Source organism: Bacillus piscicola, assembly GCF_022458745.1.
Classification (GTDB): domain Bacteria; phylum Bacillota; class Bacilli; order Bacillales; family Marinococcaceae; genus Alteribacillus_A; species Alteribacillus_A piscicola.
On the sequence record NZ_JAJJJF010000003.1, the window covers coordinates 111955 to 123832 of the forward strand.

At 41.8% G+C, this 11878-nt stretch carries 9 protein-coding genes; 1 reads left to right on the plus strand and 8 read right to left on the minus strand.

The window, feature by feature from the left end; genetic code table 11:
• Positions 1 to 222: 222 nt before the first annotated feature.
• From LOR49_RS08075 to LOR49_RS08105, 7 genes are all read right to left on the minus strand, one after another.
• Positions 223 to 1506: an NAD(P)/FAD-dependent oxidoreductase gene (locus tag LOR49_RS08075; RefSeq protein WP_240375910.1), complete on the minus strand. Its 1284-nt coding sequence runs from the start codon at positions 1504 to 1506 to the stop codon at positions 223 to 225.
• Between the two features lie 48 nt (positions 1507 to 1554).
• Positions 1555 to 2406, minus strand: coding sequence for an ABC transporter permease (locus LOR49_RS08080; protein WP_240375911.1), 852 nt, complete (start codon positions 2404 to 2406; stop codon positions 1555 to 1557).
• Between the two features lies 1 nt (position 2407).
• Positions 2408 to 3202: an ABC transporter permease gene (locus LOR49_RS08085; protein WP_240375912.1), complete on the minus strand. Its 795-nt coding sequence runs from the start codon at positions 3200 to 3202 to the stop codon at positions 2408 to 2410.
• A 185-nt stretch (positions 3203 to 3387) separates the two neighbouring features.
• On the minus strand, positions 3388 to 4467 hold the full coding sequence (locus tag LOR49_RS08090; RefSeq protein ID WP_240375913.1) for an ABC transporter substrate-binding protein: 1080 nt from the start codon (positions 4465 to 4467) through the stop codon (positions 3388 to 3390).
• Between the two features lie 57 nt (positions 4468 to 4524).
• Entirely contained in the window at positions 4525 to 5625 is a 1101-nt protein-coding gene (locus LOR49_RS08095) for an ABC transporter substrate-binding protein (protein WP_240375914.1), read from the minus strand.
• 37 nt (positions 5626 to 5662) lie between these two features.
• Positions 5663 to 6742 carry an ABC transporter ATP-binding protein gene (locus tag LOR49_RS08100; protein ID WP_338021133.1) on the minus strand — a complete coding sequence of 360 codons (1080 nt, stop codon included), beginning with the start codon at positions 6740 to 6742 and terminating at the stop codon, positions 5663 to 5665.
• 461 nt (positions 6743 to 7203) lie between these two features.
• Positions 7204 to 8838 (minus strand): amidohydrolase, encoded by a 1635-nt coding sequence (locus tag LOR49_RS08105; RefSeq protein ID WP_240375915.1) that lies wholly within the window; start codon positions 8836 to 8838, stop codon positions 7204 to 7206.
• Between the two features lie 164 nt (positions 8839 to 9002).
• Here LOR49_RS08105 and LOR49_RS08110 point away from each other — a divergent pair, with 164 nt between their 5' ends.
• Positions 9003 to 11126, plus strand: a complete 2124-nt coding sequence (locus LOR49_RS08110) for a sigma 54-interacting transcriptional regulator (protein ID WP_240375917.1) — start codon at positions 9003 to 9005, stop codon at positions 11124 to 11126.
• 244 nt (positions 11127 to 11370) lie between these two features.
• Here LOR49_RS08110 and LOR49_RS08115 read toward each other — a convergent pair whose 3' ends face one another.
• Positions 11371 to 11763 carry a hypothetical protein gene (locus tag LOR49_RS08115; protein ID WP_240375918.1) on the minus strand — a complete coding sequence of 131 codons (393 nt, stop codon included), beginning with the start codon at positions 11761 to 11763 and terminating at the stop codon, positions 11371 to 11373.
• Positions 11764 to 11878: the final 115 nt, after the last annotated feature.

Here is an 11878-nt window from a genome sequence, read left to right on the forward strand (position 1 = left end):
AACATTCGCATAAATTGCGAATACTACTAGTTGATTGCAACCGAAGGCGGGGGCCATGCCCGCGGCAAAGAAGACAAGCATAAGCGCAGTCTCGAACTGATGTTGCCCCTGTGCCTGTAGGTGAAAGCGTCCGCCTGCAGTGGAAACCAACCGCTCTATACTATATCCGAATTGTTTGGATGTCGATAACTGTATTGAATTATGACATTGATTCTAATTATCCTAGCTTAAAAAACGATCCTGGAATTGTTTATAGAACTTTAGTACACCAACGGCCTTTGTGTGCTGGCCGTGAAATGGGATCGGGCGGAGTTTTTTGACACGAAGCGGGTTGTCCGGATCGCCTTCTTCCAACACATCCTCCGCTATTGTTTTCCCTAATAGTGATGCCATTGCTGCTCCATGGCCGCCGTAACCAAACGCATAATGAGTGCCGTCTTTTAATTGACCGACATACGGAAGCATGTTCTGCGTGAAACCCACTTTTCCTCCCCACCGATACTCGATTCGAGAATCCTTCAGCTGAGGAAAAACTTGCAACATCCCATCTAGCAAATTATCGTAAATTTGATTCTGATCCCGTTTACTCGATGCTCTCCCAGAACCTCCAAATGCCAGCCGGTTATCGCCGGTCCGTCGGAAATAATAAAGCAGATTCTTCGTATCAGAAACGGCACGGTCATTTTTAATTAATTGTTCTACTACTTCTTGCGGAAGTGGTTCTGTGGCGATCATAATGCTTTCAACAGGTACAACAGATCGTTTTATTTTTTTATTCAAATCCCCAGAATAAGCATTGGTGGCAATTACAAGCTTATCGGCAATTACTTTTCCTTTTTCAGTCCGGACAATCACCTTATTTTTTGAGTTTCTTTTTACACTTAATGCTTTAGAGCGCTCACATATATAAGCCCCCTGCTCTTCCGCCGCTTCTGCGAGTCCTAATGTATAGTTGAGCGGATGAAAGTGCGCACTGTTATAATCAATCTGCCCGCCAGCATAGAAAGACGTCTCTAATTCACTCTTCAAGTCCTTTTTTTCGACGATATCAATCTCATGATAGTTTAATTGATTGGCCATAAACTCTTGGTCTTTTTTCATCGCTTCCAAATGAGAGGGTTTATAAGCGGCGACAAATTCCCCATTGCGTTTGAAATCACACGCAATGTTATGTTTGTTAATGATCCCTTCAATCAAGTCAATAGAATCAAGAGATAGCTGCCACATCTTTTTCGCAGTATCCAGACCTTTTTTCTTCGCCCAGTATTCCATCGAACCAAGGTATCCAGTTAAAACTTCACCGCCATTTCTCCCACTTGCACCGATCCCGACTTTCCCTTGTTCTAAAACGATTGTACTGCATCCTTTTTCTTGTAAATGATAGGCAGCAGAAAGACCGGTAAAACCGCCTCCTATTATAACAGTGTCGCAACGCTTCTCTCCTTCCAGCTGCGGACGCTGCGAGCTTTTATTTGCTGTTCCTTCCCACATTGATAAGAGATCCATTTTTTCACCTTCTATTTTAAATTATGTTCTATCATCTGCTGCGCTTCTTTATAGTAGCGAGCTGTCATCTTCTGAGGAAGTGAATTTCATCAGGACAACAATGGAGATTAAAACTAAGATCATTAATAAGAGAGAAATCGCAGAACCAAGCTGCCAGTTCATCTCTACTAAAAATGCATCTCGAATGACATTCCCGATCATTAAGAGACGCCCGCCAGTCAACAGGTCTGTTACGACAAAGACACTAACTGCTGGAACAAACGTGATAATCGTTCCGGATAGCACCCCTGGAAAAGTTAGCGGTAGTGTCACCGTTAAGAACGTTTTAACAGGATTAGCTCCCAGATCTTCAGCGGCTTCTAAATATGTTTTATCCAACTGTTCAATAGACGCATAGATAGGAAGTATCATAAATGGAAGAAAACCGTACACTAACCCGATAATAACGGCAAAAGGAGTATAAAGCATCGTGATCGGTTCATCGATAATCCCTATTTTCATCAAGATATTGTTAATAACACCCTGGTTATTCATTAGTATGATCCAAGAATACAGACGGATCAGCAAGTTTGTCCAAAAAGGGACCATGACAAGCAGCAGTAATAAGTTTTTCCATTTGCCGGCATGCGCGATAAAATAGGCAAACGGATAAGCAATAACGCCGCAAATCACTGTCGCTACAATAGACCACCATAATGACTGCCATATGGCCTGTGCGTATAAGGAGCTAAATGCTAATCGATACGCTTCCGTACTAAATTCATAAAGGATGCCACCAAATCCGAGGTTCGTCGTGAAGCTGATAACAGCAATCATCCCAACCGGAACAACTAAAAAAATGAGGAGCCAAACTAATGTCGGTGACAACATCAAATATGCTGCTCTAACGTTGCGAATCATATCAGACCTCTCCCTCTTGTTTATTCATCTTGTTCATTCTCCAGCCAACTATCGCGATGACAAATACAACCGCTAAGATTAATATAGTCGACAGAGCATTGATTTCCGGGGAGACCCCCCGCCGAACCATCGAGTAAACAAGGACAGGAAGAGTGTTGGAACCCGGTCCCGTCGTAAAAAAGGCGACAACGAATTCATCTAAGGAAATGGTAAACGCAAGCAAGGCCCCTGCTAGAATTCCAGGATAGATTAACGGCAGTGTCACCTTCCAAAACGTATGCCATTCGTTAGCACCCAGGTCTTTGGCCGCCTCTTCTAAGGCTCGGTCCAGACCAGCCAGCCTTGCTAAGAGAACGAGAATAACAAAGGATGTCGCAAATACGACATGGCCGGGAATTACCGTCGCAAGTCCCAACTTAACGTTGAGAAAACTGTAAAGAACTAATAAAGCGACCGCTAATACAATATCAGGGATAACGACAGGAATGTAGAACACAAATCCTACCGTCCGCTTACCCGGAAAGCCATAACGGTGCAGCGTAAGGGCCGCAAGTGTGCCTAATACCGTAGAAATAATTGTCGTTACAACCGCGATAAACAAACTGTTAAAAGCAGCATCGATAATTTGCGAATTGGAAAATAAGCGAATATACCAATCAAACGTAAATCCCGTCCATACCGTACCTATTTTCGAATCATTAAAAGAGAATACCATTAAGACTAGGATAGGTATGTAAAAGAAAGCAAAAACAAGCAATGTAAATATGAATAATGTTTTCCTCGTACCTTCCCTCATGTTTGCACCTGCCTTTGAGCAATAGGAAAATGTAAATGTTGTATAGATAATTCAGCACCCGCATACAGTTAGTTCTGTAGACTAGGAGAATCCCTCCCAGTCTACAAACTACTATTCTTGAGCTGCATTCCCTATATTGTTTTTTTCAAAGCAAAAGATAACGTCTCACGAGCACTACACTCGGTTTATTCCACTTTTATCTCTTTATATATTTGGTTCATTTTCCCTAATTCTGTTGGTTCAAGATATTCAAAGAAAACCGCTTTTTCAGGGATCTCCGGATAAGAAGCCGGGTCATTAATTTGTTCCTCACTCATTAATTCTTTTGCTGCTGCATTCGGATTACTGCTCGGAATCGCGTCTGTTAATTTCTTACTCACTTCTGCCTCAAGCATGTAATTTATGAAAACCTCTGCCGTATATTTATTCTTTGATGTTTTCGGGATGACAAAATTGTCCATCCATAACATCCCACCATCTTCCGGCAGTACATAGTCGATGTTTTCATTTTCTCCTATTGCAACCCCTGCTTGATCTGAAAATACTTGCGCTATCCAGACTTCTTCGTTAATCAATTTATCAGCAGGAGTGGAGTCATAAGCGAGGATGTTCTTCTTTAAGTCGGATAAGCTACTTTTTGCTTCTGCCAAGGTTTCTTCCGCCGGCTCGTTGATGTCGTATCCTAACTTCTGCAAAGCCATCGATACCCCTTCGCGCGGTGTTTCTTGTATGGTGACGTGATCTTTGTATTCAGGATTCCAGAGCGAATCCCAGCTATCCGGCTTATCGATTTTCTCTTTGTTGTAAGCAATGCCGATGCTTCCGTATAAATATGGGACAGAATATTTATTTTCGGGATCAAACGAAGGGTCTTGGAATTCTCCCTCAATATTTTCGAAATTCGGGATATTTTCCATGTTTAATTCTTGCAGCATGCCTTCCTCAATCATCTGTTGAACAAAATAGTCAGTAGGCACCACAATATCGTATGAAACTGTTCCACTGCTTAATTTCGTAATCATCTCTTGATTCGCGGAATACGTGTCATACACTACTTTCACTCCGTATTCCTTTTCAAAGTCCTCGAGAATTTCTGGGTCAATGTTCTCTCCCCAATTAAAAAAGTAAAGTTCATCAGCGAGTTCTTGTTGATTTGTATTATTTTCTTCTTCCGCCGTAGTAGCAGACTCATTTGCACCGCCACAAGCTGCCAAAAATATTAATAAAAAAGTTATGTTGGCTGCTAACCCCCATCGTCTGTTCATGTCGTTCCCTCCATCCCTTATTTACCGTCTAGTGAGCATCGTTAGTTCCTTTTTGTTTTAATTTACCTTCGCTTCTTGGAAGTAGCGGTTCATAAGTTGGTTTTTATCCGGCGCAAGGGGCTTACCCCAGCCTGCTTTCTCAATTTTTTCTGCCGGCATCACCATTCCCGGGCTCTCTTTAATTTCATCGCCAAGCATTTCTACAGCTTTTGTATTCGGATTTCCGTAAGGATAAGCTTCAGACAATTGTTTACTGACTTCTGGTCTGAGTAAATAGTTGATGAAGACTTCGGCTGTATATTTATGCTCAGCATTTTTCGGGATGACCATGTTATCGGTCCATCTAATTCCACCTTCTTCAGGAAGTACAAAACCTACGTCTTTATTTTCCATCCACGCCACAGCGGCAGCACCAGAATAAGCATAGCCGATCCATGCTTCGCCATTTACGAATTCGGCTTCCGGAGTTGATTTAAATGCCAGTAAGTTTGGTACGAGCTCTTTCAGCTTTTCGCCGCCTTCTTTCAATTGTTCTTCGGTAGGTTCGTTGTGATCGTAGCCTAAGTATTGAAGCACCATGTTAAAGTTTTCCTTCGGCTCTTCCATCGTTATGACATGTCCTTTGTATTCTGGATTCCATAAATCTTCCCAACTTGTAGGTGGCTCTTTAATTTTTTCTTTGTTGTAAGCGATTCCATCATATCCGTACAGGTATGGAATTGAATATTTTTCATCAGGATCAAACGGGAGTCCTTTCCACTCGTCTGCAATATGTTCGTAGTTTGGAATATTGTCAAAGTTAATTTCCTGTAGCAGGCCTTGCTCTTGAAGTTGGTTAACAAAGAAATCAGACGGTACTACAATATCGTACGCCACAGTTCCGGCATTCATTTTTGCAAGCATCTCCTGATTGGAACTAAATGTGGAATAAACAACATCCACCCCGAACTCTTCCTCAAAATCATCTAAAATCTCTTGCGGCATGTACTCACTCCAGTTAAAAACAACTAACTCATCCGCTAACTCTTCACTCGCCTCTGCACCTGTATCGGCTTCAGCGTCGCTTTCATTTGATGTTTCACTGTTGCCACCTGAGCACGCCGTCATTCCTACTGCTAGGGCTGCCCCAGCTAACCATAACGATAATTTTTTCTTCATCTTTTTTCCCCCTCGTTTTAATTAATCGTTCATCACGCTACACTTCCATTTTTTCTTTCATTTCAAAAACAACACTGTCTGCTGGTTCCCAGTGAAGATAGAGCTGATCACCCCTTGTACAGCTTTTTAAAATATCACGTGACCCATGCGCGATGACCTTCTGGCCATCTGGAAATTCTCCAATAATCTTTGTCACAGATCCGATATATATTTCATCTTTCAAGGTTGCACTTAAGAGATTATCTTCTTCCCCCGCCTGCGCCGAGACATGAATTTTTTCCGGTCGGATTGACATGTAAACTCTCTCATTCTTCGAAAAATTCCCGGTATTTGGGATGGAAATGTGCCTGCCACCACATTTCATCGTTGCGAAACTTGGATTAGCATCCATAACAGTTCCTTCAAACAAGTTTGTCTCCCCAATGAAATCAGCAACAAACTTGGTAGCCGGTTTCTCATAAATCTCATCCGGCAGGCCCATCTGCTCAATTTTCCCTTGATTCATAATGACGATTCGGTCTGACATCGTCAATGCTTCTTCTTGGTCATGAGTAACGTAGATAAATGTCATACCTAATTCTTCTTGCAACTGCTTCAATTCCAACTGCATTTGTTTCCGCAGCTTTAAATCGAGCGCTCCTAAAGGCTCGTCAAGAAGAAGTACTTGTGGATTATTAACAATAGCCCGAGCAATCGCTATTCGTTGCTGCTGCCCCCCACTGAGCTTTTTCGGTTTTCTATCAGCAAAATTGGCCAACTGAACAAGCTCTAATGCTTCTTTTACTCTTTTCGCGATTTCTTGTTTTGATACTTTTTTCATTTTCAATCCAAATGCCACATTCTCTGCCACGGTCATATGTGGAAATAAAGAATAACTTTGAAAAACAGTGTTCACTTCACGGTTATACGGCTCCACTTTGTCCACTTTCTCGCCATTAATCCATATGTTTCCTTCATTTGGTTTCTCGAATCCGGCGATCATCCGCAACGTCGTCGTTTTTCCACACCCGGATGGACCTAACAACGTTAAAAACTCTCCTGTTTTAATATCTAGATTTAATTGTTCAACAGCGTACGTGTTACCAAATTTTTTTGATACATTCTCTAAACGTACCATGTCTTTTGCCACTTTCATCCCCCCAACTTTTAAAAAAATAAATATTCTGTCTTATGGAAACGCTAACAAAAAAAGAAAGTTTTTAACTTAGTTTAATTATATTGCAATTAGTGTGCCAATTTAATTTTTTTTTAAAATCTTCAATCATTTGTTATCCGTTTATTGCTATAGATGCCCTTCTCTCACTTTTAAAAACTTTTGTTCACTAATTCTCCACCTAAAAAGGCCTTAGAGTTTTATACCTAAATGCATAATGTTATGCATTTAGGTATAAAACACAGCTATGATAGAGACGATTTTATTACCTGGTCGTTTAAAGAGACAAAAGGATTCTTCTCCACGTCCTATGGCAACGTCTTTATTTCCTATATTCTGTAACCCATATGGGTACACGCAAGATCCCGTCTTTTGTCCCTCTTTGATTCCTTCGAATTAATAGGAAAGATTTTCTTTATGCAAGTTTAGGTATTTTCCACTCCTTCTTTTTCAAAAACAATTTGTCCATCCATGATCGTTAACAACACTTCTGCCTTTCTTATGTCGGCTGCCGGCACAGTAAATAAATTACGGTCTAACACGATTATATCTGCCCATTTCCCTTCTTCAATTGTCCCAGACTCTTGCTCTTGAAAGCTTCCGTATGCAGAACCTTTTGTATAGCAGCGAAGCGCTTCTGCTAGCGAAATTTTCTCCTCTGGATTCCATCCCCCGTCCGGGAGCCCGTCATCGTGAAGACGGGTAACAGCGCGGTAAATCTCTGTCAGCGGGTCAAGATCAACAACCGGATAGTCGCTGCCAAAAGCCATCCGGGCCCCGTGATTTATTAATGTATAAATCGGCCATGTAAACGGTTCGCGTTCTGTTCCCAGCCGCTCCACATACTCATGTTCCTCCAAAGAGGCAGCTGCCATATGTTCCGGCTGCATAGAGGCAATCACTCCCAGCTTTTCAAAACGGTTACTATCATCTGGATGAATGACTTCTATATGCTCTATAGTATGTCGGGCGTCACGAACTCCATTCTGCTTCTGTGCTTCCTCAAAACAATCCAATGCAAGCTGCACCGCACCATCTCCGCAGGCATGAAACCGAATACGAAAACCCTCTTTATCCGCTTCCACCGCCCACTTTTTCACTGTGTCTTCTGGAAGCAGTGTACTTCCGCAAGTATCCGGACGATCTGAGTAAGGAGAAGTGAGGAAAGCCGTATAGGTAGTCGGCACTCCATCCAAAAACTGCTTTAACCCGGAGAATTTCAATTTGTCTGAATGGTATCGGTCCCGAAGTTGACAGGCCCTCTCAAGGTCGCCGTCCAAAGTGCTTAAAAATTGAATACGTGTCGTTAGCTTACCCGCTTGTTCAAATTCTTGATAAAATGCAGGGTCTCCTAATTCGAGATTTGGAAGTGGCAGCATATCATTTACTGTAGTGATCCCTAATCTTGCTGCTTTCTTTAGGAATTGTTCCATTACCTGTATTTGTCGTTCTTTTGGGATGGATTGAAATGCCTCTCTTGCCAGTCCCATAGCCGTCTCATATAAGAAACCAGTAGGCTCTCCACTCTCATCCCTGGCTATTTCACCGAACGGCGGGTCAGGTGTATACTTATCAATCCCGCATATTTCAAGCGCCTTACTATTCAACCAGGCACCGTGACACTCTTCGTTTAACAGGAAAACAGGCCTATCCGGGATGAGCTTGTCCAACGAAGAGCGGTGCGGTAGTTCTTTCTTTTCCCAATAGATGTGATACCATTGGAAACCAATCACCCATGGATCATCAGGACGGTTGTCTGCGAATTCTTTTACCTTTCGAGCAGCCGCCTCTTCTGATGAACAACCACGCAGGGAAACACTCTCCTGACAAAGACTGCCTAAAAATAAATGAATGTGAAAATCTTGAAAACCAGCCATGATCATCTGATCCCCGTAATGATAAACAGTTGTGTCAGCACCTATATAGCGCTCCATCTTTTCAATAGTTCCGACTGCCTGGATACGGCCGTCTTTAATTGCTACTGAACCTTTTACAAGTGTATCTGTAAGACCAGTGAAAATAGCATTACTCGATAACACTAAGTCGGCATTACCAATCATACTTAGCCCTCCCATTTATTCGTAATGTCATTGATTTACTATTGCAATTTTTGTTCCAATAAAGAATTTTTAAATAAAATTCAACTCTCTAAATCTATTTATGCAAAATTGCATATTTTGTGTTAAACTTACATGAGAAAGTATGGAGGAGGGGAAACAACGAAATGACAACGGTAATTAAAGATAAACTTCATCCCCTGTTTACTGTTTCCACGGTGCCAGAAGAGAAAAATTGGCGAGAGCGTTTAAAGAATGATCCGAACCCTTTTTTGTTTCTGCAAGAAAACGGCGACATCACGGCTTACATTCATTTGCGCGATACGAATTGGGAGCACATTAACGATATCACCATAGACGATTTATACGAACACGCCCATTCTTTAGAAAATGTCGGAACGATTCAACAAAAACAATCCGTCATTCCATCCACCTTTATCTTTCAGATCTTAGGTGAACCACTAGCACTCGTGACCGACGAAAACGATGCATACATCGGCTATATTCGCCGTGAGGACTTGTTGGTGGAACTGCTGCGTGTAGAGGATGACAATACGAATTTATTAAAGGTGATGCTTTCTTCCATTCCAATGGGGATTTTCATCACTGACAATGAAGGGAAAATTGTCGACTCTAATGATGCGGGACTGCGAATGATCAAGTCCTCTCTTAAGTCATTAGAAGGAACAGAGGCGTCGCAGTGGTTTAATGAACGCCATCTTGATAAAGTATTCCAAACAAAGAAAAAGATTCTGAATCAGATTCAGATCGAAGACGAAGCAGGAGTTCTTGTAGATTACATCCCGATTTTAGACTCGAAAGACAACTTAGATGGCATTATGATTGTCGTTCAAGATTTGCCTAAAGTAGAAGAAATGGCGATGGAAATTGAATACGTAAAAAATTTGAATGCTGATTTAAACGCTATCTTATCTTCTATGTATGATGAGATCCTAGTAGTAAACGACAAAGGCGACATTTTGCGATTTAATGATAATTTTGTATCCGGCCTTTGGAACCGAAACATGAAAAATCTCGTCGGTCAAAATCTTTTCGAACTCGAAGATAAGGGGTACTTTAACCCAACGATTTTACGCTTAGTCCTGGACAAACGGGAAAAAGTGTCGATCGTACAGGAGACAGAGGAAGGTAAGAATATCCTAGCTGTCGGCAATCCCGTTCTTGATGAGGAGGGACACATCCACCGTATTGTAATCGCACTCCGGGATATTACAGAAACGACCAAGCTGAAATCAGAACTCAATGAGACAAAAGAATTGACGAAACGGTATAAGAAGGAACTGGAAAACCTGCGTAACTTAGAACATACAAGTAATGAGGTTGTTTATTGCAGTACAGCAATGGAGCAAGTGATGATCAAGGTGAAAAAACTAGCAGAATTCCATTCTACTGTCTTAATTTTAGGAGAGTCCGGGGTCGGGAAAGAAGTCATTGCCCAGGCGATTCACAAACACGGCCTGCGCTCTTCGAAACCATTTCTTTCCATAAACTGCGGGGCAATTCCGGAGAACTTACTGGAAAGCGAACTGTTTGGCTATACAAAAGGTGCGTTTACCGGTGCCGACAATCAGGGGAAAATCGGCTACTTTCAGCAAGCCGATCAAGGTATTCTCGTTTTAGATGAAATCGGAGAAATCTCCCAGCAGCTGCAAGTGAAGCTTTTACGTGTACTTCAGGAAGGTGAAATCGTACCTGTTGGAAGCTCGAAGCCCGTCCCGGTCGATGTTCAAATCATTGCGTCTACTAACAAAGACTTGGAGAAAATGGTAAGGGAGGGTACTTTCCGAGAAGACCTGTATTACCGAATTAATGTCATCCCCATTACGGTACCGCCACTCAGGGATCGTGCAGAAGATATTCCACTCTTGGCCTATCATTTTCTCCAGCAATTGAATGTGAAATACGGGAAAGAATACTACTTCTCACCGGAAGCATTAAATTTGTTGGAAGTCTACTCTTGGCCAGGAAATATTCGCGAACTCCAAAACATCATTGAGCGCCTGGTCGTCACTGCAGAAGAACAAGTAATTTCCGTTGATTCTGTTCGACCTCTATTAAAGCTCGGTGACAGCGGCAAACATAAGCCGATTATCACAGATATTATCCCTTTCCAGGAAGCACAGGAGTCGACGGAAGAACAGTTAATTCTTCTGGCAATGAAAAAATATAAAACAACGACCAGAGCGGCAAAAGCACTGAAAATTAGTCAATCTGCAGTCAGCCGCAAGTACAACAAGATTCTTGACAAGCAGAAGCACACATATTCATAGATAAGAACGGTACTCCTGCCAATTTTTTCTTCGTGCCAGCTGCTGGGATAAATCTAACACACGTCACTAAAAAGTCGATATATGGTTAAGAACCTACATTCTAAGCATTTTGATGGAACGGCGTTGGCCATTACTGCCTTAACCTAAATAACCCGAACTGATTACATGTAGTCAGTTCGGATTATTCTGTGGTTGATATACTTTTGTCCCGACTCTTTTTTCTATGTTTGCGTCCCTTTACTAACTAGTTTTTTGTTTTGTTCTGTTTAATAATGGCGAGAAAGGCTTCTGTATCTTTTTCATACAACCGCTCATCAAGAGCTTTATCAATGATTTGCTTGACTCCCAATTCTTCAAAATGCTGGACAATCCGTTCGACTTCATGACTTGCTTGGCTCGGTCCGCCTGTTAATGGCTCTGTCGGATATTGGAGCATCGTGTCCGTGTATACGTGTAGCCTATCTATATTTAAGGTATAGCCATACTCACTGACTTCTTCAATGAACGCTTCCTTACCACGAAATTTCAACATCCGGTGGGAGAAAACATCACTCGTCCCAGTCGTCTCATTATAGTAATTAACATTTACAACCAAATCCTGCTTAACTTGAACTTTTTCGCCTTTTTTGAATTTCATGATGATCCCTCGCTTCCGTTACTAATTTTCCATGTTTCTGTTAAAAATAAACATTAGAAGTTGTTTTTCTTGGAAGCGAGGTTATTCCTGCTACATCTTTTCTTCTGCACAGCGC